This is a genomic window from Plantactinospora sp. CNZ321 (genome assembly GCF_004217235.1).
Genome location: NZ_SHKQ01000001.1, coordinates 5147811 through 5172901, shown reverse-complemented (window position 1 = coordinate 5172901; position 25091 = coordinate 5147811). Strand labels below are relative to the sequence as shown.

Genomic DNA, 25091 nt, shown 5'->3' with positions numbered 1-25091 from the left:
TTTACCTGCCTCGGTCGGCGTAGGCGGGGGTCGGTTTCCCAGTGGCGGGATTCGAGGCCAGCCGGGCGGCCTCGGCGACGGCGGGGGCGAGTTGGGCGCCTCGGGCGAAGTGCTCGGCGTGGACCCGGGCGGCCTCCCGCTGGGCGTCGGTCGCCTCGACCGCCAACCGGGCGGCCTCGCGGAAGGCGGCAGCCAGCGCCGCCACGTCCAGGCCGACAGCTCCGGTCCAGAGCGGATGTCCGGCGAGCACGTTCGCGGCGTCGTGGTCCACCTCGTGGGCCGACATCACCGGCAGCCCGCTGGCGGCGTACTCGTAGACCTTCCCGGAGGTCACGTACTTGCCGCCGACGAGCATGAGTACCAGCGCGTCCCACCGCCCGAAAACGGCGGCGACCTCGGCCTTCGGCACCGGACCGCCGAACTCCACGTCATCGGGGGCGGCCGCGCGCAGCAGTTCACTGTGCGCGTTGGCCTCGCGCAGCGCACCGGCACCGATGTGTCCGCGTACCTCGAACCGGCTGCGGGCGAGTACCGGGTCCACCCGGCGAGCCATCCGCCAGGCGGTGAGCACCGAGTCGAGCAGGGCCGGCGCGAAGTTGATCGAGCCGAGGTAGCCGAACGTCAGTCCGGCGGCGGGATCCGCCCGGTGCGGCGCATCCGGTACGCAGTCGGGGTCGTAGCCGTTGCGGACCACCCGGACCCGGTCGGCGACCACCGGATACCGGTCCCGGTAGAACTGTGCGATCGGCTCGTTGACGCACCAGATCGCCCCGGCCTGCTCGAGGACCCGCTTCTCCCACTGCCCGGCGGGGGACTTCTCCGGGAACGCCGTGCCGCCGCCGATCACGTCGACCGACCAGCCGTCCCGGAAGTCCACCACGTACGGCACCCGGTGCTCCTGCCACAGCCGCCACGTCGCGGCCAGGTTGACGTACGGCGCGCAGGTCGTCATGAGCAGGTCGGCGGCGTGTGCCCGGTGCTCCCGCAATACCGCCTTCTCCAGGGCGTACCGCCAGCCGCCGAAGACCGGCTCCGGGAAGATCTTGAGTTCCTGCCTGCGCTGCCGCTCGATCCACTCCCGAGGGCGCAACGCCCGCGCCTCGGAGAAGTTGCGGATGTCGGTCTCCAGGTCGACGCGCATCAGCGGCAGCTCGACCACCTTGACCCTCGGGTCGACGCCGGCCGAGAGGCTGTGGTCCAGGCCGTACTCGCGCTCCCACGCCTCCTGGCAGATGGTGATGACGGTGACGTCCCAGCCGATCGCGCAGAACTGGTTGGCGGTCTCGCGCAGCCGGTAGGCCGAGCTCTTCGCGGCGGGCGGAAACCCGATCGCAAGGTAGATCACGTGCGGTCGATCGCCGGGGCGAGGCCGGGGACGGATCGCGCGGGTCAGGTTGGTGAGCGAGGACGGGAGAGGGTTATGCATCCTGCTGCTGCCGATCTTCCTTGCGTCGGGGCTGGTCAGGGAAGCGTTCGCGGAGCGCGTCGGAGGTCGTTCGCCGGGCGGACGCTCAGGTCGAAGTGCTGGCCAGTGCCTCCACCACCCGCTGCGCCGCCCGTCCGTCGCCGTAAGGTTCGCTCCGCGCGGTGGTCGGCGCGTCCCGGGTCGCGGTGCGGACCCACTCGTCCGCGACGATGGCGCGAGGGTCCGGGACGAGCCGGTTCCAACCGCCGTCGAGGGTCTCCGACCACTCGGTCTCGGTCCGCAACGTGGTGCACGGGCGACCGAGCAGGTAGGCCTCCTTCTGGAGGCCCCCGGAGTCGGTGATCACACCTGCCGAGCCGAGCACCGCGGCCACCATGCCGGCGTAGGGCAGCGGTCGGCCAACCCGGATCGCACCCTGAGCCAGCTTCACGCCGTGCTCGTCGGCCCGGGCCAGCAGCCTCGGGTGGGCGAGCAGCGCCACCGGCACCGGCAGCACGGCGAGCGCGTCGACCAGGGCGGCGAGCCGATCCGCGTCGTCGGTGTTCTCGGCCCGGTGCACGGTGGCGAGCAGGTACGGTGCGTGGACGTCGATGCCCTCGGGCAGCTCGCCGGGGTGCTGCTCGCCGGCCAGCACCGAGTCGCGTACCCGCAGGCAGACGTCGACCATCACGTCGCCGACCATCCGCGCCCGCGCCGCCAACCCCTCGTCGGCGAGATGCCGCATGGCCTCCTCGGTCGGGGCCAGCAACAGGTCGGCGGCGTGGTCGGTGAGGACCCGGTTGTGCTCCTCCGGCATCGCCCGGTTGAACGAGCGCAGCCCGGCCTCCAGGTGCGCCACCGGCAGGTGCTGCTTCACGGCGCTGACCGCACCGGCGAGGGTCGAGTTGGTGTCCCCGTAGACCAGGACCCAGTCCGGGCGCTCGGCGGCGAGTACCGGGTCCAGCGCCGCGAGGGTCCGACCGGTCTGTACCCCGTGCGTGCCGGAGCCGATTCCGAGGTGTACGTCCGGTTGCGGGATGCCGAGTCCGGAAAAGAACACGTCGGAGAGGTCGGCGTCGTAGTGCTGGCCGGTGTGCACGATGACGTGCCGGTGTTCGGTTCGCGCGAACGCGGCGGCCACCGGCGCCAACTTCACCAGTTGGGGGCGGGCCCCGACGATGCTTACGACCTTCACGTGGCGATACTCCAGGTTGTCGACGGAGAACGCCGGCGAACCGGCGGTGGCGCGACGTACCGGACCCGCTGCGGCCGGCGGTTGGAGTGTAGCCACTGGCGGGGCGAGGCTGTCGTGAGCGGCAGGGTACGGCAATCGGCGTCCGGGGGATTATGGGGGATATCGTTTCGCCCGTCCTGTTGCGGCCGGCGCCGCCCCCGCCATTGAGTGAGTGCCTGGTCACGGACCGCAGGTTTGACGTGCCCGCTGAGGTTTGCCGGCGCTTTGTTCGTTGTGGCAGACTCCGACGCGCTCAATACCATGGGATCGCCGTCGAAACGCCAGCATCAGGGGGCCATGCCGCAATGATCCTCGATCCTTCGCGGGTACCGGTGACCCGGTCCGAGGTCCGGCGATGACCCTGGGGCGCACTGCCGCCCGGAGGGTCCGGCGGATGGCTGCCCGCTCCGCATCGGCCGGGCTGGGCTGGACGATCTCGCCGGCGTTCGTGCGCCTCCGACTCGGTTCCGGACTCTGGGGTGCGGTGCTCGCAGTGCCGGGCCTGCCCGAGCGGGCCCGTGGTCGGCTCGCCGGCAAGGTCCAGGCGAGCCTGCTGCGGGCCGGTCGCCCGGAGCAGGCCGCGCGGACCTCGGGCGTCGCGCTGCGCCGGATCCAGAACCGTCGGCTCCGGGCCGACCTGCTGATGCGCCAGGTGAGCGCCGAGCTCGACTCCGGCACTCCGCCGAGCCTGCCCGCCGCCGTCGCCGCCGAACTGGCGATCGCCGACAGCGTGCTGACGAAGGGGAACGCCCGGGCGGCGGCCGCCTCGCTGCAGACCGCTCACCGACAGTTGTTCCATCGCCGCCTCCAGTTCGACCGGATGACGTCGCCGCTCGCCGACGATCCGGCGGGCTACCTCGCCCAGTGGCACGCGAGCGCGGCGGTCGGGGCGCTCTCGGCACCGCGCGGCCGGAGCGGGACCCCGGGGCCGGTCCCCACCGACCGGCCGTTGCGGCTGTTGATCGCTACCTACGGCAACCATGGTTTCCTCGCCGCCATCCGGCGGCACTTCACGGAGCGACCGGACGTCGAGGTGCGGTTCCTGGACCCGGGGGAGGACGGCGGCACGCACGTTCCGCTGCTCAACAACAGCCGGGCGATGATGGAACACGTCCTGTCCGGGCGCTCCAGCTACGGCGACCGGGTCAGGGAGTGGCTGAGGCCCCAGCTGGAGTGGGCCGACGTCGTCTTCGTCGACTGGTGCGCGGCGATGGCCGTGCTCTTCTCGCTGCTGGATCCCGGGTCGACCCGGGTCATCGTCCGGCTGCACAGCTTCGAGGTCTTCGCGCACTGGCCGCACCTGGTCGACTTCTCCCGGGTCGACGACCTGATCTTCGTCTCCGACCACCTGCGCGACCTCGCGGTCGCCGCGGTGCCGGCGATGACGACGGCCGGAACCCGGCTGCACGTGATCAGCAACGCGATGGACCTGCGGGCGTACCGGCGGCCGAAGAACCCGGACGCCCGGTTCACCCTGGCCGTGGTGGGGATCAAGGCGGTGGCCAAGGACCCGGGCTGGGCGGTGCGGGTGCTCCGGCACCTGCGCGCGTCCGACGACCGGTACCGGTTGGCACTGTTCGGTCAGGACCTCAACGCGGACGCGAGCCCCGACGCCCGGCGGTTCTGGGACGAGTTGCTGGCCGAGATGGCCGATCTCGAGGCGACGGGCGCGGTGGTCCGGATGGGGCAGACCGAGGACATGCCGGAGGCGTTCCGGGACGTCGGCGTCATCGTCAGCAGCTCGGTCCGGGAGAGCTTCCACTGCGCACTGGTGGAGGGTGCGGCCAGCGCGGCCGTACCGGTGGTCCGGGACTGGCCGTTCTTCGCCGGACGGCCGGCGAGCGCCCGGACCCTGTTCCCGGTGGACTGGGTGGTCGACTCCCCGGAGGAGGCCGCCGAGCGGATCCGTTCGGTCACCGCCACCGAGGAGGCCTGGCGGTCGGCCGGTGAGGCCGCCGCGGACCACGCCATCGCCACCTGGGACTGGGAGATCGTTAAGCACCAGTTCGATGAGGTCGTGTACGGTATGGCCGTCGCGGCGACGGGCAGAGGCCCGAGCAGCAGCGCGAAATAGCGCGGTACATCCAACTCTTGCACAGCGTGGGCGTACCAGGTCGCGCCCCGTCCGCACATCGGCGCGGTGGTCGACCTGCATGAAGAGGAGAGGGCCAATGGTCGCGACGGGGACGAACGAGCCGGCGGGGCCCGCACGCATCGTGATGCTCGTCGACAATGGAGTCAACGGTGACTCGCGGGTACAGAAGACGGCGCGGTCGGCCGCCGAGGCGGGGTGGGATGTCATCCTGATCGGCCGGTCCCCGAACGGTCAGCCGCAGAGCTGGCAACTGGGTGATGCCAAGGTCCAGCTCGTGCGGATGCCAAGCCCGCTCCGGCAGCGGCGGCACGAGTTCCGGCGCCGCTGGATCATCGGGCCGCTGGCCTATCCGCCCACCGGCATCGCGGCGCACCGCGCGCAGGCGGTCAAGGCGTGGCAGGCGGACCTGGCGGTCAAGCGGGCACTGCTGGCCACCGACCGGTCCGCCGGGGTGGCGGTGCGACGGCGGTTGCTGCGGGTGCAGGAGCTGGCCGCCAAGGGCGCCAAGAAGTGGGTGTCGTTCCGCTACTGGCAGCTGACCAGGGCGCAGGGATACCGCGGCAAGTTGCGCAGCCCGTGGGACCGCGCGTACACGGTGTTCTGGCGGCGGCTGCTCGGCGACCGGTCGTGGCGCAGGCTGGAGCCGCAACTGTGGGACTACGAGCTGGCCTACGGTGCGACCGTCGACCAGTTGAAACCGGACATCATCTACGCGAACGACTTCCGGATGCTCGGCGTCGGCGCCCGCGCGAAGATCCGGGCCCGGAGCAAGGGTCGGACGATCAAACTCATCTGGGACGTGCACGAGTACCTGCCCGGGGTGAAGCCGAGGGCGGACAACGCCCGGTGGATGACGGCCAACCAGGCGCACGAGCACGAGTTCGCGCCGTACGCCGACGCCGTCATCACGGTCTCCACCCAGCTCGCCGAGCTGCTGAAGCGGGATCACTCGTTGCCGGAGCTGCCGTCTGTCGTGCTCAACACGCCCAACGCCGGTGACGTCGAGTGGGATGCGACGGCTCCCGACATCCGCAGCACGTGCGGGCTCGGTCCGGACGTGCCGCTGCTCGTCTACAGTGGAGCGGCGGCGGTCCACCGCGGGATGGGCGTGATGGTGGAGGCGATGCCCCAGCTACCCGAGGCGCACGTGGCATTCGTGGTGAACGACCCGCAGAGCGCGTACCTGAAGAGCCTGATCGCACGGGCCCGGGAGCTCGGTACGGCGGACCGGCTGCACGTCCTGCCCTACGTCGCGCACTCCCAGGTGGTCGGTTTCCTCTCCACGGCGGATGCGGGCGTGATCCCGATCCACCACTGGCTCAACCACGAGATCCAGCTCATCACGAAGTTCTTCGAGTACTCGCACGCGCGGCTGCCGATCCTGGTCAGCGATGTGGAGACGATGGCGGCGACGGTCCGGGAGAACGACCAGGGCGAGGTCTTCCGGGTGGACGACGTCGACGGGTACGTGCGGGCGGTCAGGGCGGTACTCGCCGATCCCGAGCGCTACCGCACGGCGTACAAGTCGATGGATCTCGCGGCCTGGACCTGGGAGGTCCAGGCGGAGGTACAGGCCGGCATCTATCGTCGGCTGGCCCCGGACCGGGCGCCCAGCCGAGGCTGATCGGCCCGGAACGACGTGGTGTGCGTCTCGGTCCGACCGCGATTGCGGCCATCCGGAAGCGGCGGCATCGTGGGATAGCATTCGCAGGTTGTTGTAGGCGGAGTTCGAACAGATCCACCGCGGCTTGAGGGACGAGCAATGACAGATGTCGTAATTCTGGGACTGGGCTACGTGGGACTTCCGCTTGCGCGAGAGGCGGTGCGTTCCGGGGCGTCGGTTCTCGGGTTCGACGTCAGCTCCCGCGTGGTCGAGGAGCTCAACGCCGGCAATTCCCACGTCGACGATCTTTCCGACGCCGACATCGCCGAGATGGTCGCCGGGGGATTCCGGGCCACCACGGACGAGACCGAGATCGCGACGGCGTCGACCGCGTTGATCTGCGTACCGACGCCGCTCGCCGAGGACGGTGGGCCGGATCTGACGGCGGTCGAGTCCGCCGCGCGTTCCGTGTCGCGGAACCTCCGGGCCGGCATGCTGGTGATCCTCGAATCGACCACCTATCCCGGCACCACCGACGAGATCGTCCGTCCGATCCTCGAGGAGTCCGGGCTCAAGGCCGGGGTCGACTTCCACCTCGCCTTTTCGCCCGAGCGGATCGACCCGGGCAACCGGGACTTCGGCCCGCGGAACACTCCGAAGGTCGTGGGCGGGCACACCCCGGCCTGTACGGAACGCGCTGCCGAGTTCTACGGTCGGTTCATCGAGACGATCGTCCGCACCAGGGGAACCCGCGAGGCGGAGACCGCGAAGCTGCTGGAGAACACCTACCGGCATGTCAACATCGCGCTGGTCAACGAGATGGCGCGGTTCTGCCACGAACTCGACATCGACCTGTGGGACGTGATCAGGGCCGCGAGCAGCAAGCCGTTCGGCTTCCAGCCCTTCTATCCCGGTCCCGGGGTCGGTGGTCACTGCATCCCCATAGATCCGAACTACCTCAGCCACAACGTCAGAATGCGGCTGGGATACCCGTTCCGGTTCGTGGAGCTGGCCCAGGAGATCAACGCCACGATGCCGAGCTACGTGGCGCGGCGGGCCCAGAACATCCTCAACGATGCCGGCATGGCCACCAACGGCGCCAACATCGTGCTGCTCGGCGTGACGTACAAGCCCGACATCGCCGACCAGCGGGAGTCGCCGGCCGTCCCGCTGGCCCGGCTGCTCGCCGGACTCGGCGCCAAGCTGAGCTATCACGACCCGTACGTGACGAACTGGACCGCGTCCGGGGTCGACGTGCGACGGGTGGAGGACGCGGAGACCGCCGTCGCCGAGGCGGATCTCGCCATCCTCGTGCAGAACCACCGCGGCTACGACGCGGAGAAGTTGGCGCGGCAGGCGCGGCGGTTCTTCGACACCCGCGGGGTCACCAGCGGCGAGGGCTCCTACCGGCTGTAGCAGCGGTCCCACCGGGTGCGGGGGATCGACCCGCCCGGGGTGGGAACACGCTGTCCGGAACGGGCGACCGGAGGCTGTCGCGCACGCTCGCGGCACTGGTTGCCCCGACGGTACGGGCACCGGGCAGATCGCCGGCGGTGACGTAGACTCGCCCGCGTTCGCGGCGGGACCGGAAGAGGCGGAGCATGGGCGAAACGGATTCTGGCGGCGCGGTCGAGGCGCGGAGTGTTCGGGGTCGGATCGTGATGCTCGTGGACAACGGCGTCAACGGTGACTCCCGGGTGCAGAAGGTCGCGCGCTCGGCCGCCGAAGCCGGCTGGGACGTGACGCTGCTCGGCAGGTCACCGCATGGCGCCGCGCAGACCTGGCGACTCGGTCCCGCCGAGGTCCGGCTGCTGCCCATGCCCGATCCGCTGGCCCGGCGCCGGCACGAGTTCCGGCGGGCCTGGTTGCGCTGGCCGCTGGCGTACGCGCCGAACGGCATCGCCGCGCACCGGGCCCAGTGGGCAAAGGCCTGGCAGGCTGACATCCGGCAGCGCGAGGCGGAGTTGACCCTGGCCGTCCGGGCCGGGACGACCGATCGCCGGCTGGAGCGGCGGCGGCGCCGGCTGCGGCTCGAACGGAAGGCCGCGCATCTGCTCCGCCGGTGGGTGTCGTTGCGGTACTGGATGCTGACCCGGGCCCGGAAGGGCCGCAGGCTGACCAGCTGGTGGGACCGGCTCTACACCTGGTTCTGGTCCACCGTGCAGGGTGGCCGGGCGTGGCGCCGGCTGGAGCCGGGGCTGTGGGACTACGAGCTGGCCTTCGGGCCGGTCGTCGACGAGCTGGCACCTGATCTGATCCACGCGCACGACTTCCGCATGATCGGGGTCGGCGCCCGGGCCAAGGTCCGGGCCGCCGTGGCGGGCCGGGAGCTGAAGCTGGTCTGGGACGCCCACGAGTTCCTGCCCGGGGTGCAGCCGTGGCAGGACAACGCCCGCTGGCTTCCCGCACACCGCGCACACGAGCGGGAGTACGTGCCGTTCGCGGACGCCGCCGTCACCGTCTCGGCGAGCCTCGCCGAGCTGCTGCGCCGGGAGCACGGGCTGGCCGAGTTGCCGGCGGTGGTGCTCAACGCGCCGGACGTCACGGGCGACCCGGCGGGGGAGACCGGACCGGCACCGGAACTGCGCGACCGGTGCGGGATCGGTCCGGAGGTGCCGCTGCTGGTGTACAGCGGCGTGGCCGCCCCCAAGCGGGGCCTCGGCACGATGATCGAGGCGTTGCCGCAGTTGCCCGGGGTGCACGTCGCGCTGGTGGTCAACAAGCCCGACGGCCCGTACGTCCGGGAGTTGCTGGCCCGGGCCGGGGCGCTCGGCGTGGCCGACCGGCTGCACGTGCTGCCGTACGTCGCGCACTGGCAGGTGGTGGCGTTCCTGTCCGGCGCGGATGTCGGGGTGATCCCCATCCAGCACTGGCCGAACCACGAGATCGCGTTGATCACGAAGTTCTTCGAGTACGCGCACGCCCGGTTGCCGGTGGTGGTCAGCGACGTGCGGACGATGGCGGAGACGGTCCGGTCGACCGGCCAGGGTGAGGTGTTCCGGGCCGAGGACGTCACCGACTACGTCCGGGCGGTCCGGGCGGTGCTGGCGGACCGGGAGCGATACCGGGCCGCATACCAGCAGCCGGGGCTGCTGGCGGGCTGGACCTGGGCGGCCCAGGCCGAGGTCCTGACCGGGGTCTATCGCCGGCTGCTGGACGGCACTGCCGAGCGGTCGGCGGCCGGTGCCGGCGCCGGTCCGGCCGGCCCGGTCGGCTCCGTCTCGGGGCCGACCGGTCCGGAGTCCGTCGTGAGCCCGGGCAGCCGGCCGGCCGCAGGGGTCACCGCGTGATGACGGAACCCGACGTCAGCGTGGTGGTGGCGGTCTACAACACGATGCCCTACCTCACCAAGTGCCTGAACTCGCTGGTGCGGCAGAGCATCGGCCGGGACCGGATCGAGGTCGTCGCGGTCGACGACGGCTCGACCGACGGCAGCGGCCGGGAGTTGGACCGCTTCGCCCGGCTCTACCCGGGTACGGTCAAGGTGATCCACCAGGCCAACTCCGGCGGCCCGGCGGCACCGAGCAACCGGGCCCTGGACCAGGCCACCGGCCGGTACGTCTTCTTCATCGGCGCCGACGACTACCTTGGCCCGGAGGCGCTGGAGCGGCTGGTACGGGCGGCCGACGAGTACGGCTCGGACGTCGTGCTCGGCAAGGCGGTCGGGGTGAACAGCCGCAACATCCACCAGGCGGTATTCGCCCGCAACGAGGTGGAGATCGACCTCTTCGACTCCGCCCTGCCATGGTCGCTGGCGAACACCAAGCTGTTCCGCCGGGAGTTGATCGAGCGCCATCACCTGCGCTACCCGGAGGACATGCCGGTCGGCAGCGACCAGCCGTTCACCCTGGAGGCGTGCTTCCGGGCGAAGCGGATCTCGGTGCTGGCGGACTACGACTTCTACCACGCGGTGCGCCGGCTCAACGCGCACAACATCACCTACCGGTCCCGGCACGTCGAGCGACTCCGCTGCGTCGAGTCGATCATGGAGTTCGTGGCCGGGCTGATCGAGCCGGGCGAGCGCCGGGACGCGGTACTGGTCCGGCACTTCGCCTGGGAGGTCGCCCGGCTGGTCGAGGACGACTTCCTGGGGCTGGACCGGGCGGTGCAGGAGCGGGTGCACTCGGGTGTCCGGGGCCTCGCCGACCGCTACCTCACCGACCGGATCCGGGCCCGCCTGGAGATCGAGCCCCGGCTGCGGATCGGCACCGCCCAGCGGGGCACCGTCGACGACCTGCTCGCGGTCATCCGGCAGGACGCCGAGCAGGGCGTACCGCCGACGATCATCGACGGCGACCGCTGGTACGCCGGCTACCCCGGCTTCCGTGACCCCCGGCTGGACCTGCCGGACGCCTGGTTCGACGTCTCGGACACCGCCGCCGACTGGCTCGCCCGGCTGGAGGTGGTCGCCGTCACCTGGGAGACCTGCGACGACGGTGAGCGGGCGCTGACCGTGACCGCGCGTACCCCCCGCCGGGACCTCGCGTCGCTGGCCTCCGGGCCGATCGGACTGACCGCCGGCGATGTCACGGGCACCACGCTGGAGACCACCCGGGACGGTACCGGCAGCACGGTCCGGGCCCGGTTCCGGGTGGGGCTGCTGCTGGCCGGCTCGGGGGCCGGCGGTTCGCTGCTCGGCGTCCGGTGCCAACTGCCCGCTTTCGGCGAGGTCGGCTCCGCGGCGGTACGCGCACCGGCCCGGCCGACCGTGTCACGCTTGATGTACCGCCGGGGAATGCGGTTCTTCGTGATCACCCCGACAACGAGTCACCGAGGCCAACTCGTGATCGCCATCGCACCTGTCACCCCCCGTCGGGTCCTGGCCCGACTGCGGCGCAGGTTGCCCCAGGGAGGAAAGTAGAAGGCATGAAAATCTGCGTCGTCGCTCTCGGAAAGATCGGCCTGCCGCTCGCCGTCCAGTTTGCCGACAAGGGGCACACGGTGGTCGGCGCCGACGTGTCCGAGCGGGTCGTGCAGCTGGTCAACGACGGCGCCGTGCCGTTCCCGGGCGAGACCGACCTCGACGTCAAGCTCAAGGCGGCGGTGGCGGCGGGCCGCTTCTCCGCCACCACCGACACCGCGGCGGCTGTCGCCGAGTCCGAGGCCGTGGTCGTGGTGGTGCCGCTCTTCGTGGACGCCGAGGGCGTGCCGGACTTCGGCTGGATGGACGACGCGACCCGGGCCATCGCCGCCGGGCTCAAGCCCGGCACCCTGGTCAGCTACGAGACCACGCTGCCGGTCGGCACCACCCGCAACCGCTGGGCGCCGATGCTGGAGGAGGGCTCCGGGCTCAAGGTCGGCCGCGACTTCAGCCTGGTGTTCAGCCCCGAGCGGGTGCTGACCGGCCGGGTCTTCGCCGACCTGCGGCGTTACCCGAAGCTGGTCGGCGGGGTGGACGGGGCGTCGGCCCGGCGCGGTGTCGAGTTCTACGAGGCGGTGCTGGACTTCGACGAGCGTCCCGACCTGTCCCGGCCCAACGGGGTGTGGGACCTGGGATCGGCCGAGGCGTCGGAGCTGGCGAAGCTCGCCGAGACGACCTATCGGGACGTCAACATCGGCCTGGCGAACCAGTTCGCCCGGTTCGCCGACACGGTCGGGGTCGACGTGATCAAGGTCATCGAGGCCTGCAACACCCAGCCCTACAGCCACATCCACTCCCCGGGGATCGCGGTCGGCGGGCACTGCATCCCGATCTACCCCCGGATGTACCTGTGGAACGACCCGACGGCCACCGTCGTACGCTCGGCCCGGGAGGCGAACGCGGCGATGCCGGAGTACGCCGTCGACCTGCTCGCGGCGGCCGCCGGTGACCTGACCGGCGTCGAGGTGCTGGTGCTGGGCGCCGCCTATCGCGGCGGGGTGAAGGAGACAGCCTTCTCCGGCGTCTTCCCGACCGTCGAGGCGCTGCGCCGCCGGGGCGCGAAGCCGTACGTCTCGGACCCGATGTACACCGGCGAGGAGCTGACCGCGCTCGGCCTGCCGGCGTACGCCGGTGAGCCGGTGACCGCGGCGGTGATCCAGGCGGACCACGCCGAGTACCGCACCCTCTCCAGCGCCGACCTGCCGGCGGTCGAGGTGCTGGTCGACGGCCGTCGGGTGACCGACCCGGCGCGCTGGTCCAACGTCCGCCGGGTCGTCATCGGCGGCTGAATCGGCGGCTGAGCCCGCACGGGTTGCGGCTGAGCCCGCACGGGTTCCGGGCCCGCCCGGGTCCGGTGCGGTGGTGGGGCCGCTCGGGACCTGGGAGACGCGTCGAGCCCTGACCGGACCGGAAGGGATCGGTCAGGGCTCGTCCGTCGGCACCGCGCGGCGTGGCCGAGGGGTCGGACGAGTTGTTGCTCAGGCCCGGAACACCCCGTCTACGGCGGTGGCGGCGGCCGCGTCGGCGTAACCGGTCAGCGGGGGCCCGCCTCGGCCTGGGCCGGCGGCCGCTCCGGGTCGCGCGAGACGACCTCGCCCCGGGCGTTCACCCAGCCCTTGGGCCGGGCCGGGTTCCCGACCACCAACTGGTACGGCGCGACGTCCCGGGTCACCACCGAGCCGGCGGCGATCATCGCGTACGAGCCGATCTCGACCCCGCAGACGATGGTGGCGTTGGCGCCGATCGAGGCGCCCCGGCGTACCGTCGTCGGGGTGATCTCCCATTCCGGGTTCTGGGCCCGGGGCCGGAGGTCGTTGGTGAAGACCGCGCAGGGACCGACGAAGACCTCGTCCTCGATCGTCACGCCCTGGTAGACGGAGACGTTGTTCTGGATCTTCACCAGGTCGCCGACAACGACGTTCGCGTCCACGTAGACGTTCCGGCCGATCACACAGTCGGCGCCCACCCGGGCGGTCGAGCGGACGTGGGCGAGGTGCCAGACCTTGGTGCCGTCGCCGATCCGCGCACCCTCGTCGACCTCGGCCGAGGGGTGCACGAAGACCGTGTCGGGGAGAGCGGGGGGCTCGTTCATCGCTTGAGTCACGGCTTGGCAGGATACGCCGAGGTGCCGGGCCGGTCAGCCCGGGGGACGGAGGGTCGACTCCGGCAGGTAGACCGTGTGCCGTCCGACCCGGGTCACCCGGGCCGGGACACCCGAGCGGCGTAGGTGGGCCCGGAACGCGGTGTCCGCGGGCGTGCCGGCCTCGAAGACGTAGCCGGGCCGGTCGGCGGCGGCGACCCGCCTCGGGTACGCCGGATAGCGGTCCTGTCCCGGCCGCAGGTCCGCGCCGAGCACCGCGCAGGCGACCCGTTCCCGGGTGACGAAGACCAGCCGGTTGCAGGTCCAGTATTCGGCGTACACGGCGGAGGTCCCGGTCCGTTCCAGGGTGCGGGCGAGCTGCCGCTGCTGCCGCTCCTCGGCTCGGATCGTGCCGATCTCGCCGATCAGGTGCCCGGTGGTGCCGAGCAGCAGCACGAGCAGCAGGGCGAGTACGGCGGTGCCGAGTACCCCGGCGAGCCGGGTCAGCGCACCGGTGCGCAGTCGCCCGGACCAGCGGGCGACCAGCCAGAGCGGCCAGAGTACGGCGGGCAGCGAGATCTGCAGGATCGACAGGTACCGGGCGCTGGCCAGCGGTGCGCTGCCGGCGAGTGAACTGCGGGCGTACGCCGCCACGGTGAGCGCGGCGCCGAGTACCAGGGCGAGCCGGCCGGCCTGGCTGATCCGGGCGGCCCGGACCATGTCACCGGCCTGGACTTCCTCCGGCGTGCCGCCGGACCCGGCGCTGCCCGGCGTCTCCCGGCGCCCGGCGCTGCCCGGAGTTCCACGGTGCCAGGCGTCGCCGGACGGTGCGGCGGGTCCGGTGCCGTCACCCGGCACCGTAGGCGCTCGACCGGCCCGGACCAGTCCGACCACCGCCAGCGCCCCGGCGGCGAGCAGCAGCGCCAGGTAGAGCCCGGCCCAGGACATCTCGACGGCGTCGCAGCCCTCCGGGCGGCACAGGCCGCTGGCGAGCGGGATGCCGACCAGCAGCGCGCCGTGCAGCCGGCTACCCGGGGTCGTCTCCGCCTCGCCCTCGCTGACCTGCCGCAGTACCGAGATCGAGTCCTGCCCGGCCGGTGCGGTCAGGTTGTCCACGAGCAGCGGCGCGACCCCGAGCAGGAATCCGGCGACCAGTACCGCGCCGGCCGGGCCGAGCAGGTCCCGCCAGCAGCCGACCAGCAGGACACCGAATGCGACCACCAGGTAGGGCAGGACCAGCCAGTCGTCCCAGACGCAGACCCCGGTGACCAGGCCGAAGAGGCCGAACGCCAAGAGCCGGTGCCGGGTCCGCCGTTGGCCGAGGGCGAGCGCGATCAGCAGCAGGCCCAGTACGGCGGGCTTGACCTCGGGGCGGCCGCCGACGGCGGTGATCTGGTCCCGGATCACGCGTTCGCCGCCGAGCGCGAGTACCCCGACGGTGAAGGTGGCCAGCCAGGGGGAGTAGAGCCGCCGGGTGAGTCGGTACGCCAGGTAGAGGAAGGCGGCGTACAGGAACAGCAGGGGTATCCGCAGCGGAATCCAGCCGGCGCCGAAGAGCAGGAAGATCGGCGCGGCGAGATAGCTCTGCACGGTGCCCATGTAGTGCTGGCCGTAGAGGAAGACCGGCAGTTCGCGGCCTTCGGCGATGTGCAGGGCGGCGAGCCCGAAGGTGGCCTCGTCGCTGTTGGAGCCGGGTACGGTCAGCAGGACCAGCGCCAGCCGGTAGCCCAGGGCGAGCAGGCCGAGGCCGAGTGCCACCGCGCCCGGCCGGTCGAGTGCTCGCCACAACCGCCGCCCCCTGCGGGGCACCGCCACCGACACCCCCGTGCCCCCGTCGCCGTCCCGCCTCGAAGTCTCGCACGGCCTTCCGGGTCACGGGCTCGGATCGGCGCAGGTCGGGGCGGTTCCGCCCCCGCCGCGGGCGGGCCCCGGAGGGTCAGTTGATCTGTCTCGTAGCCGGACCGGGCGTGCTGTGGCAGGGTGGCAAGGTGTCGCTGATACCCGCCGGTCCAGCGCCCGCGCCCCGGCTGCACCGAGCGGCCCGGATCGAGGACGCGGTGCACCAGTTCATCGAACGCCGCCTGGGGCAGGGTGGATGGGATGTCACGGTCGTCCCGTACGCCGGCTACGGTGCGCCCGGCTGGACCCGGGTGCTGGGTCGGGTCCTGCTGACCCGGTTGGGTCGCCGTCCCCGCCGCCGGCCGGAGAAGGTGCGTGGCTGGCGCAGTTTCGCCACCCTGCCGGTGCAGCACGCTCCGGTGGTGATCGAGGCGGGTGGTCGCCGGCACGAGGCCCTGGCCGACCGGAGCGGATTCGTCGACCTCGTCGTCGAGGCCGACCTGGCACCCGGCTGGCAGAGCGTACGCCTGTCCAGTCCCGGTGCCGAGCCGGTCGACGCGCCGGTCCGGATCGTCGACCCGGCGCTGCGGATCGGCGTGCTCTCCGACATCGACGACACGGTGATGGTGACGGCGCTGCCCCGGCCGCTGCTGGCCGCGTGGAACACCTTCGTGCTGGACGAGCACGCCCGGATGGCGGTACCCGGGATGGCGGTGCTCTACGAGCGCCTGGTCAACGCGCATCCCGGCGCACCGGTACTCTACCTGTCCACCGGTGCCTGGAACGTCGCTCCGACCCTGACCCGGTTCCTGTCCAGGCACCTCTATCCGGCCGGCCCGCTGCTGCTGACGAACTGGGGCCCGACGGCGGACCGCTGGTTCCGCAGTGGACGGGAGCACAAGCGCGCCGCCCTGGCCCGGCTGGTACGCGAGTTCCCCGAGATCCGATGGTTGCTGATCGGCGACGACGGCCAGCACGACCAGGAGATCTACGCCGAGTTCGCCGCCGAGCACCCGGACAACGTCGCCGGAGTGCTGATCCGCCGGCTGTCGCCGACCCAGGCGGTGTTGGCCGGCGGTTTCCCGGCTCCGACGGGCAGCACCGACGACAGCACCCCGGCGGCCGGGCTGCTGGGCGAGCGCTGGTTCTGCGCACCTGACGGCGCCGGGCTGTGGCGGCTGCTCCGGGACGCGAACCTCGTCTGAGCCGCAGCGCCGGATCCGGGCCGGGCCGCGCGAGCAGCGGTACCGCCGCGCCGCTGCCCCGGTTCAGTCCTCGCCGCTCGGTTCCTCCGCCCGGCGGCGTTCGCGTCTGCCCCGGGTGATCTCCGTGCCGAGGGCGTCCAGCCGTTGGGTCCAGAATCCCCGGTAGCGCTCCAGCCACCGGTCGATCTCCTGGAGTGGGGCGGGGTCCACCGCGTAGAGCCGCCGCGTGCCGGCGGCGCGTACCGTGGTGAATCCGTTCTCCCGGAGCACCCGCAGGTGTTGTGATACGCCCGGCTGGGAGATCCCGAACTCCCGCTGGACCACCGCGCTGACCTCGCCGGCCGACCGCTCCCCGTCGACGAGCAACTCCAGGATCCGTCGCCGGACGGGATCGCCGAGAACGTCGAACGCGTGCACGCCGCCACCTTTCAGCGCTCACTTATATAACTAGAGTCTACCCAACCCGGGGAGGGTCCGGACGACCCTATCGGCCCGAGCCCGCCCCGGGCCGGCCACCGGTCCCGACGACCCCGATGCGGTGCTGGTAGACAGGGGCGATGCGACTCCGCTTGATCCAGATCGATGCTTTCGCCGACCGGGTGTTCACCGGTAACCCGGCGGCGGTGATGCCCCTGCCCGGCTGGCTGCCGGACCCCGTCCTGCAGGCCCTCGCCGAGGAGAACAACCTCTCGGAGACCGCCTTCTACACCGCGGAACTGCCGACCGACGCCACCCCGCCGCCGGGTGCCGACCCCGCCTACCACCTGCGCTGGTTCACTCCGGCGGTCGAAGTGGACCTCTGCGGGCACGCCACCCTGGCCACCGCCGGGCAGCTCTTCGACGACGTGCATCCGGACGCGTCGCGCCTGCTCTTCTGGACCCGCAGTGGCTGGCTGCCGGTGAGCCGGTCCGGCCGGAAAGGCGAACTGGAGCTGGACTTCCCGGCCGGACGGCTGGGGACCGTACCGGACGGTGACGAGGTCAGCGCCGCCGCCGTGGCCGCACTCGGCATCGAGCCGGAGCACTGCTTCCAGGACACCGACCTGGTCTACGTGCTCCGCAGTGCCGCCGAGGTCCGGGCCGTCACGGCGGACTTCACCACGCTGGCCCGGCTACCGGTGCGCGGCGCGATCGTCACCGCCCCGACAGCCGCCGATGGCACCAGCGGCGCCGGAGGCGTCGACTTCGTCAGCCGGTGGTTCGGGGCCGAGGCGGGCGCCTTCGAGGACCCGGTGACCGGTTCCGCGCACAGCCAGATCGCGCCGTACTGGGCGGAGCGGCTCGGCCGGACGACGCTGAGCGCCCGGCAGCTCTCCGCCCGGGGCGGGGCGGTGCACTGCGTGGTCGACGGCGACCGGGTACGCCTGCGCGGCGGTTACCGCCGCTACCTCGACGGCACCGTCACACTGCCGGAGCCGCTCGGGTAGTTTCCGGGCGGCCGGCGGCGCCGGAGTCCAGAGCGGCTGGCGGTGCCGGAGCCCAGGGCGGCCGGCGGCGCCGGAGTCCAGTGCGGCTGGCGGTGCCGGAGAGTCCACGGCCAGCCGCCGAGAGCCGCCCGCCGGTCCGCGTGCCCGACGGCCACCCCGGGGGGCGTCGCGGACCAGCCGGACGGCGCCCCGGGGCGGTCGTCACCGGCTGGTCAGCTCCAGTGCAGCGAATAGATCTGGGGCGTCCCGCAGTATCCGGCCGGAATCGGCAGCGGGGTCGGTGCGTTCGCCGTGGCGGCCCGGCAGACCTGGACGACGAGGGTGTCCACACCGATCGACGGCTCCCGAGGGCCGAGTTGGAAGCTGTACTTCGTGATGTCGTTCTCCACCCTCGCGGCGGCCTCCGTGATGAGGCGGCCGCTGCCGTAGGCGTAGAAGGTGGCGAAGCTGAACAGCCCGTCGTCCCGGCAGACCGGGCCGGGATCGCGCTCGTAGGGGCGGTCGGCGATGGTGCCGGTGACGGTCACCGAGCCGAGCCCGGGAGGTGCGGAGATCGGAAGGAATTCGAGGGTTCCCTCGGCGACCCCGTACCGACAGCTGTCGCCGCTGTCGGCGGCGAACGGCTGCGGGGCGAGGTCGGCGTCGGTGCCGGCCCGGGCGGGGCTGGCCAGGGTGGTGAGGGTGAGCAGGGCGGCGGCGAGCAAGACCGCCGACCGGCGGATCGGTCGCGGCATGGCGATTCCTCCTGACTGGACGGACTGTGCGGGTGGCGGTGCCTGTCTCGACGATGGCGGAGCGGGCGCGGGTGCCCGGCGGCTGGAGGCCCGCACGCGGGTGGGCGGGACCTGCCGGCCGCCGGTCGGGACGAAATCTCAGCCCGGCCAGCCATCGAAAGCCATTGTCACACGTCTATCTGCTATCTCCAGGAGCTGCGCCGGATGTTGCCGCATCCGGCAGCCCGGGACGAGCGGGTACGCGGCCGGCGCCGGCACGGTCGCGGCGTGGCTCGGTCCCCGGAGCCCGGTGCGGTCCGGCCGCGGCCGGTCGGCGGTGTGCCGGACCCGGTGTCGGCCGCCACCGCTCGACGCGGAAATCTCTGGCCGGTCGCCGTGGCCGGGGTCAGCAAGCGGGAGGCGTACCTGCTGATCGAGCCCCCACCGCCGCCCGGCGCCCAGCCGATGGAGCGCGACGGCCCGTCCCAACTGCTGCAAACCACGGACGGTGGAGTGACCTGGCAGGACGCCGGAACTGATCTGCCGGCGTCGCCGGCGAACAGGCTGTTCACCATCGGCTCGGACGGCTCACTACTGGTCGCCGAGTCCGGCGCCCTGGCATCGGTGCTCACCTCGTCCCTGTGGGTGAGCCGGGACCGGGGGCGGCACTTCTCCAACCAGCACGGGCCCGGCGGGAAGGAAGGATCGGTCGGGGTCGCTCCCGGTCACGCGTGGCTCTACGGCCGGGACGACATGTCGGCGGTCGGCCCGGACCACGCCCTGATCACCGAGGACGGTCTCTCCTGGAGCCGGTTCGCACTCCCCGAGTGAGCCCGGTGCGTCGGTGCGACCGGACGGTTGCACCGACGCACCGGCGGGACATCGGGCGGCGCTGGACGGCGCGGAGCCCGTACTCCGCCCGTTCCGAGTTGACCTCAACCAAGCTCCAGGTCCGACCCTGTGTTCACGACCACCACCCGGGAACACGCCGCGACCCCGCAGCACCGTGTCGGGGCCGGTCGTGCCGGCCGGCCGGCGCTCAGCCCGGGCGGAGCCAGAGCACGCCGAGCGGCGGCACCCGCAGCGCCGCCGAGGCGGGCAGCCCGTGCCACGGCTGGTCCTCGGCGGTGACCGCGCCGAGGTTGCCCACCCCGGAACCGCCGTAGCAGTCCGCGTCGGTGTTCAGGATCTCGGACCAGCGCCCGGCCACCGGCAGCCCGATCCGGTAACCCTCGTGCGGCAGCGCGGCGAAGTTCGCCACGCAGACCAGCAACGAACCGTCGGCGGCGATCCGGGTGAAGGCCAGCGTGTTGCCGGCGGAGTCGTCCGGGACGATCCACCGGAAGCCGGCCGGCACCGTGTCCTGGGACCAGAGCGCGGAATTGTCCCGGTAGCCGCGGTTCAGGTCCCGCAGCAGCCGCTGCACGCCGGCCCGGCCGGCATCGTCGACCAGGTGCCAGTCCAGCCCGCGGGTCTCGCTCCACTCCCGGTCGTCGCCGAGTTCGCAGCCCATGAAGAGCAGTTGCTTGCCCGGGTGCGCCCACATGTACGCCAGCAGCGCGCGTACCCCGGCCAGCCTGCGCCACTGGTCGCCGGGCATCTTGCCGAGCAGCGACCCCTTGCCGTGCACCACCTCGTCGTGGCTGATCGGCAGCAGGTAGTTCTCGCTCCAGGCGTACACCAGGGAGAAGGTCAGCTCGTCGTGGTGGTGCTGGCGGTGGATCGGGTCCCGGCCGAGGTAGCCCAGGGTGTCGTGCATCCAGCCCATGTTCCACTTGAAACCGAAGCCCAGCCCGCCGGAGTCGGTCGCCCGGGTCACCCCCGGCCAGGCCGTCGACTCCTCGGCCACCATCAGCACCCCCGGATGCTTCCGGTAGACGGTCGCGTTGACCTCCTGGAGCAGCGCGATCGCCGCCAGGTTCTCCCGGCCGCCGTGCTCGTTCGGCAGCCACTCGCCGTCGGAGCGGGAGTAGTCCAGGTAGAGCATCGAGGCGACCGCGTCCACCCGCAGGCCGTCCACATGGAACTCCTCGAACCAGTAGAGGGCGTTGGCCACCAGAAAGTTGCGGACCTCGGGGCGGCCGTAGTCGAAGACGTACGTGCCCCAGTCCGGATGCTCGCCACGGCGCGGGTCGGGATGCTCGTAGAGCGGGGTGCCGTCGAACCGGGCCAGCGCCCAGTCGTCGCGGGGGAAGTGCGCCGGTACCCAGTCCAGCAGGACCCCGATGCCGGCGGCGTGCAGCCGGTCCACCAGGTGGCGGAAGTCGTCCGGGTCGCCGAAGCGCGCGGTCGGGGCGTAGTAGCCGGTCACCTGGTAGCCCCAGGATCCGCCGAACGGGTGCTCCATCACTGGCAGGAACTCCACGTGCGTGAAGCCCAGGTCGAGCACGTACGCGGTGAGCTGGTCGGCCAGTTCCCGATAGGACAGACCCGGCCGCCACGAGCCGAGGTGCACCTCGTAGACGCTGATCGGCTCCTGGTGCGGCTGCCGTCGGGCCCGTCGGGCCAGCCAGTCGGCGTCGGACCACTCGTAGCCGGACCCGTCCACCACGGAGGCGGTGCGCGGTGGCACCTCGGTACGCCGGGCCAGCGGATCCGCCTTGTCCCGCCACTGCCCGTCCCGGGACAGGATCCGGTACTTGTACCGATGCCCGGCCGCCGCCTCCGGGACGAAGATCTCCCACACCCCGCTGCGGCCCAGCGACCGCATCGGCCATCCCTGGTGCGCATCCCAGCCGGTGAAGTCGCCGACCACCCGGACACCCTGGGCGTTCGGCGCCCAGACCGTGAACGACACCCCGCCGCCGTCGGCGGGTGGTTCCCCGTCGCCGCCGGCCGGTGCCGGGCCGCCGCCCTCGGTCGGTCGGGCGCCGAGCGCCGTCCAGAGCCGTTCGTGCCGGCCCTCGGCGATCAGGTGCAGGTCGAGTTCCCCGACGCTCGGCGGGAAGCGGTACGGGTCGTCGCGCGGCTCGCCGCCGTCCACCGCCACCCGGTAGTCGAGCACCGTGCCGGGGACCGTCACCTCGAAGATTCCCTCGTCGTGTACCCGGCGCATCGGCCGCTGTTCCCCGCCGAGCAGCAGATCGACCCTGCCGGCACCCCGACGCAGGGTACGGATCACCGTCCGGTCACCGTCGGGATGGGCACCGAGCAGGGCGTGCGGGTCGTGCACCGCACCGGCGATCAGCTCGTCCATCCCGGTCCCTCCGCCCCGCCGGGGCTGCCGCTCAGGTCGGCTCCGGTCCCGGGCGCGTCGTCCGGCCGGCCGCCGTGCCGGTGCACGGTGAAGACGTGCGCGGGGGAGAGGGCCGGGTCGAGGCGTACGGTGTTGTGCTGTCCCCAGTCGTACCGGGTACCGGTCAGCTCGTCGTGCACGGTGAACCGGTCGTGCCAGTCGAAGCCGAGCGCCGGCATGTCCAGTACGGTGTTGCCCCACTGCACCTGTCCGGGGTCGACGGCGCAGACCACCAGCACAGTGTTGCCGCTCCGGTCGTCCCGTTTGGACCAGCAGAGCAGCGTCGGGTTGTCGATCTCGTGGAAGACCAGGTTGCGTAGCCAGTGCAGGGCGGGGTTGTCCCGCCGGATCCGGTTGAGCTGTGCCAGGAACGGAGCCAGCGAGCGGCCCTGCGCATCGGCCGCCGCCCAGTCCCGGGGACGCAGCTCGAACTTCTCGTTGTCCAGGTACTCCTCGGCGCCCGGCCGGGCCACGTGCTCGAAGAGTTCGTAGCCAGCGTAGATCCCCCAGGAGGGGGAGAGCAGGCTGGCCAGCACCGCGCGGATCCGGAACATCGGCGGCCCGCCGTGCTGGAGGTGCTCGGGCAGGATGTCCGGGGTGTTCGGCCAGAAGTTCGGTCGCATGTGGTCGGCGGCGGCGACCAGCTCGGCGCAGTACTCCCGCAGCTCGGTGCTGCTGGTCCGCCAGGCGAAGTAGGTGTACGACTGGGTGAAGCCGATCTTGCCGAGTCCGTGCATCACCGCCGGTCGGGTGAACGCCTCGGCCAGGAAGAGCACGTCCGGGTGGTGCCGTTTGACCTCCCAGATCAGCCAGTGCCAGAAGTCGAACGGCTTGGTGTGCGGGTTGTCCACCCGGAAGATCCGGATGCCCTGCGCCACCCAGTGCAGCACCACCCGCAGCACCTCGGCCCGGATCCCCTCCGGATCGTTGTCGAAGTTGACCGGATAGATGTCCTGGTATTTCTTCGGCGGATTCTCCGCGTACGCGATCGAGCCGTCCGCCCGGGTGGTGAACCACTCCGGATGATCGGACACCCACGGGTGGTCCGGCGCGGCCTGCAGCGCCAGGTCCATCGCCACCTCCAGACCGGCCTGACCGGCGGCGGCGACGAACGCCCGGAAGTCGTCCAGCGTGCCAAGGTCGGGGTGGATGGCGTCGTGCCCGCCCTCGGCGGCGCCGATCGCCCACGGCGAACCGACGTCGTCCGCCTCGGCGATCAGGGTGTTGTTCCGGCCCTTCCGGTTGATCCGGCCGATCGGATGGATCGGCGGCAGGTAGAGCACGTCGAAGCCCATCGCGGCGACCCCGGGCAGCCGTTCGGCGGCGCTGCGGAAGGTGCCGGAGCGGACCGGTTTCCCGTCGCCGGCCAGCACCGCGCCCTCCGAGCGCGGAAAGAACTCGTACCAGGCGGAGAAGAGTGCCCTCGGCCGGTCCACCCAGATCGACCGGGCCGGCGCGCTGGTCAGCAGCGTCCGGACCGGATGCGCCCAGAGCAGGTCGGCCAGGTCCAGCGCCGGGGAGACCCGCTCCGGCAGTGGCCGGTCCTCGTCGCGCAGCGCGGCGGCGGCCTCCCGGACCCGGTTTCGCTCCTCCCCGGGTACGCCGTCGGCGGCCCGCTCCATCAGCTCGGCGCCCTCGGCCAGATCGTTGCCGAGTTCGGCCGCCCCCTGCCCGGCGTCCAGCTTCTTGACGACCGCATCCCGCCAGGTCAGGTACGGATCCTCGAACGCCTGCACGGTGAAGCTCCAGTCGCCCACCGCGTCCGGCCGGATGCCGGCGTGCCACCGGTCGTCGAAGTGCGGGCCGGGACGCATCCGGACCACCGGACGCTCGGCGCCATCCGGACCCCGCCAGGAGACCTGGCAGCCCATCGCCGCGTGCCCCTCCCGGTACGACCGGGCGCTCACCGGCACCAGCTCGCCCACCACCGCCTTGGCCGGGTACCGACCGCAGGCCACGGACGGCGTCACGTCCTCGATCGGAATCCGCCCACTCACCCTGCCAACCTACTGTGACTGATCGACGGGCGCGCGGCGTAGCTGTTCCGACCGCGCCCCCGGCCATCCTTGCCCAGCAGCGGAGGCCATGAGCGGCGTAACGTGACGTCCGGGCCGGCCCGGGCCGGCGGGACTCTTCGGGATCACGCGAGGAGCTCGCGGTAGACCGCCATGGTGCGGTCGGCGATGGCGTCCCAGGAGAAGTGCTCGACCGCCCGGCGCCGGCCGGCCCGGCCCAGCTCGACCGCGCGTTTCGGATCGTCCAGCAGTTCGGTGATCGCGTCGGCCAGGTCGGCGACGAAGCGCTCCGGGTCCAGCGGGGTACCGGTGCCGTCGGAGGCCTGGGCGATCGGCACCAGCAGGCCGGTCGAACCGTCGGCCACCACCTCCGGGATGCCGCCGGTCCGCGTCGCCACCACCGCGGTCTCGCAGGCCATCGCCTCCAGGTTGACGATGCCCATCGGCTCGTAGACGGAGGGGCAGACGAAGACGGTGCTGTGGCTGAGAATCTGGATCACCTCGGGCTTGGGCAGCATCTCGGCCACCCAGACGACCCCTTCCCGGCTGGCCCGTAGCTCGGCGACCAGCTCCGTCACCTCGGCGGCGATCTCCGCGGTGTCCGGGGCACCGGCCAGCAGCACGAGCTGGGCGGCCGGTGGCAGTCGGCGGGCGGCCCGGAGCAGGTACGGCAACCCCTTCTGCCTGGTGATCCGGCCGACGTAGGTCACGCTGGGCCGCTCGGGGTCGACACCGAGCCGCTCCAGCACCTCCGTGCCGGAGTCGGGGGAGTACTGGTGGGTGTCGATACCGTTGTGCACCACCCGGACCCGGTCAGGAGAGACGGCCGGATAGGCGGCCAGCAAGTCCCGCATCATCCCGGCGGAGACCGCGATCACCGCGTCGGCGGCCTCCAGCGCGGTCCGCTCGCACCAGGAGGAGAGCGCGTAACCGCCGCCGAGCTGCTCGGCCTTCCACGGTCGCAACGGCTCCAGACTGTGCACGGTCACCACGTGCGGCACCCCGTGGAGCAGCTTGGCGACGTGCCCGGCGAGGTTGGCGTACCAGGTGTGGCTGTGCAGCACGTCGGCGCCGGCGGTACCGGCCGCCATTGCCAGGTCCACCCCCATGGTCCGCAGTGCGGCGTTCGCGTGGGCCAGTTCGGTGGGTTCCGGGTACGCGGTGACACCAGGCTCGGCGTACGGGGGCTGACGCGGTGCGCCGAAGCAGTGCACCCGGGTGTCGGCGCGGGAACTCAGCTCGCGGGCGAGGTATTCGACGTGCACCCCCGCCCCGCCGTACACCTCCGGGGGATACTCCCGGGTCAGCAGGTCCACCCGGAGCCGCCGGTTGCCAGGCAGAGTTTCGGTCACAGCCGGCACCCTAGTGCAGCCCACTCG

The 25091-nt window shown here is 72.1% G+C and carries 18 protein-coding genes; 9 read left to right on the top strand and 9 right to left on the bottom strand.

Translation table 11 applies throughout. The annotated features are described in order from the left end of the window. Position 1: 1 nt before the first annotated feature. Entirely contained in the window at positions 2 to 1345 is a 1344-nt protein-coding gene (locus tag EV371_RS22325) for a glycosyltransferase (protein ID WP_486484748.1), read from the bottom strand. Between the two features lie 166 nt (positions 1346 to 1511). Further along, complete coding sequence (gene wecB / locus EV371_RS22320) at positions 1512 to 2600, bottom strand: non-hydrolyzing UDP-N-acetylglucosamine 2-epimerase (protein WP_130466128.1); 1089 nt, start codon at positions 2598 to 2600, stop codon at positions 1512 to 1514. 433 nt (positions 2601 to 3033) lie between these two features. On the opposite strand from wecB, the gene EV371_RS22315 reads away from it, so the two are divergent. From EV371_RS22315 to EV371_RS22290, 6 genes are all read left to right on the top strand, one after another. Continuing rightward, positions 3034 to 4713 carry a glycosyltransferase family protein gene (locus EV371_RS22315; RefSeq protein ID WP_130463778.1) on the top strand — a complete coding sequence of 560 codons (1680 nt, stop codon included), beginning with the start codon at positions 3034 to 3036 and terminating at the stop codon, positions 4711 to 4713. Between the two features lie 97 nt (positions 4714 to 4810). Then, positions 4811 to 6358 (top strand): glycosyltransferase family protein, encoded by a 1548-nt coding sequence (locus EV371_RS22310; protein ID WP_486484747.1) that lies wholly within the window; start codon positions 4811 to 4813, stop codon positions 6356 to 6358. A gap of 138 nt (positions 6359 to 6496) precedes the next feature. Then, complete coding sequence (locus tag EV371_RS22305; RefSeq protein ID WP_130463777.1) at positions 6497 to 7753, top strand: nucleotide sugar dehydrogenase; 1257 nt, start codon at positions 6497 to 6499, stop codon at positions 7751 to 7753. 245 nt (positions 7754 to 7998) lie between these two features. Next, positions 7999 to 9627, top strand: coding sequence for a glycosyltransferase family 4 protein (locus EV371_RS22300; RefSeq protein ID WP_130466126.1), 1629 nt, complete (start codon positions 7999 to 8001; stop codon positions 9625 to 9627). After that, the gene (locus EV371_RS22295; protein ID WP_130463776.1) at positions 9627 to 11198 is read left to right on the top strand and encodes a glycosyltransferase; all 1572 of its coding nucleotides are present in this window, start codon (positions 9627 to 9629) and stop codon (positions 11196 to 11198) included. Before EV371_RS22300 ends, EV371_RS22295 begins: the two co-directional genes overlap by 1 nt. Positions 11199 to 11203: 5 nt before the next feature. Next, the gene (locus tag EV371_RS22290; RefSeq protein ID WP_130463775.1) at positions 11204 to 12487 is read left to right on the top strand and encodes a nucleotide sugar dehydrogenase; all 1284 of its coding nucleotides are present in this window, start codon (positions 11204 to 11206) and stop codon (positions 12485 to 12487) included. A gap of 245 nt (positions 12488 to 12732) precedes the next feature. Here EV371_RS22290 and EV371_RS22285 read toward each other — a convergent pair whose 3' ends face one another. Beyond that, on the bottom strand, positions 12733 to 13290 hold the full coding sequence (locus EV371_RS22285) for an acyltransferase (RefSeq protein WP_130466125.1): 558 nt from the start codon (positions 13288 to 13290) through the stop codon (positions 12733 to 12735). A gap of 45 nt (positions 13291 to 13335) precedes the next feature. After that, positions 13336 to 15087, bottom strand: a complete 1752-nt coding sequence (locus tag EV371_RS22280; protein WP_130463774.1) for a hypothetical protein — start codon at positions 15085 to 15087, stop codon at positions 13336 to 13338. A gap of 179 nt (positions 15088 to 15266) precedes the next feature. Between EV371_RS22280 and EV371_RS22275 the strand changes: the two genes are divergently transcribed. Further along, positions 15267 to 16322: an App1 family protein phosphatidate phosphatase gene (locus EV371_RS22275; RefSeq protein WP_486484959.1), complete on the top strand. Its 1056-nt coding sequence runs from the start codon at positions 15267 to 15269 to the stop codon at positions 16320 to 16322. A 63-nt stretch (positions 16323 to 16385) separates the two neighbouring features. Here the strand turns inward: EV371_RS22275 and EV371_RS22270 are convergent, their stop codons facing one another. After that, positions 16386 to 16739 carry a metalloregulator ArsR/SmtB family transcription factor gene (locus tag EV371_RS22270; protein ID WP_130463773.1) on the bottom strand — a complete coding sequence of 118 codons (354 nt, stop codon included), beginning with the start codon at positions 16737 to 16739 and terminating at the stop codon, positions 16386 to 16388. Between the two features lie 140 nt (positions 16740 to 16879). Here EV371_RS22270 and EV371_RS22265 point away from each other — a divergent pair, with 140 nt between their 5' ends. Then, on the top strand, positions 16880 to 17749 hold the full coding sequence (locus EV371_RS22265) for a PhzF family phenazine biosynthesis isomerase (protein WP_130463772.1): 870 nt from the start codon (positions 16880 to 16882) through the stop codon (positions 17747 to 17749). Positions 17750 to 17961: 212 nt separating this feature from the next. On the opposite strand, the gene EV371_RS22260 is transcribed toward EV371_RS22265, so the two are convergent. Then, a complete protein-coding gene (locus EV371_RS22260; RefSeq protein WP_130463771.1) occupies positions 17962 to 18483 on the bottom strand; it encodes a hypothetical protein in 522 nt (173 codons plus the stop codon). A 204-nt stretch (positions 18484 to 18687) separates the two neighbouring features. On the opposite strand from EV371_RS22260, the gene EV371_RS22255 reads away from it, so the two are divergent. After that, the gene (locus EV371_RS22255; protein ID WP_130463770.1) at positions 18688 to 19293 is read left to right on the top strand and encodes a hypothetical protein; all 606 of its coding nucleotides are present in this window, start codon (positions 18688 to 18690) and stop codon (positions 19291 to 19293) included. Positions 19294 to 19501: 208 nt separating this feature from the next. On the opposite strand, the gene glgB is transcribed toward EV371_RS22255, so the two are convergent. The 3 genes from glgB to glgA form a co-directional block, all read right to left on the bottom strand. Further along, entirely contained in the window at positions 19502 to 21658 is a 2157-nt protein-coding gene (gene glgB / locus EV371_RS22250) for a 1,4-alpha-glucan branching protein GlgB (protein WP_130463769.1), read from the bottom strand. Next, positions 21646 to 23694 carry an alpha-1,4-glucan--maltose-1-phosphate maltosyltransferase gene (locus tag EV371_RS22245; protein ID WP_130463768.1) on the bottom strand — a complete coding sequence of 683 codons (2049 nt, stop codon included), beginning with the start codon at positions 23692 to 23694 and terminating at the stop codon, positions 21646 to 21648. Before EV371_RS22245 ends, glgB begins: the two co-directional genes overlap by 13 nt. 143 nt (positions 23695 to 23837) lie before the next feature. Next, positions 23838 to 25064 carry an alpha-maltose-1-phosphate synthase gene (gene glgA, locus EV371_RS22240; protein WP_486484746.1) on the bottom strand — a complete coding sequence of 409 codons (1227 nt, stop codon included), beginning with the start codon at positions 25062 to 25064 and terminating at the stop codon, positions 23838 to 23840. Positions 25065 to 25091 lie beyond the last annotated feature (27 nt).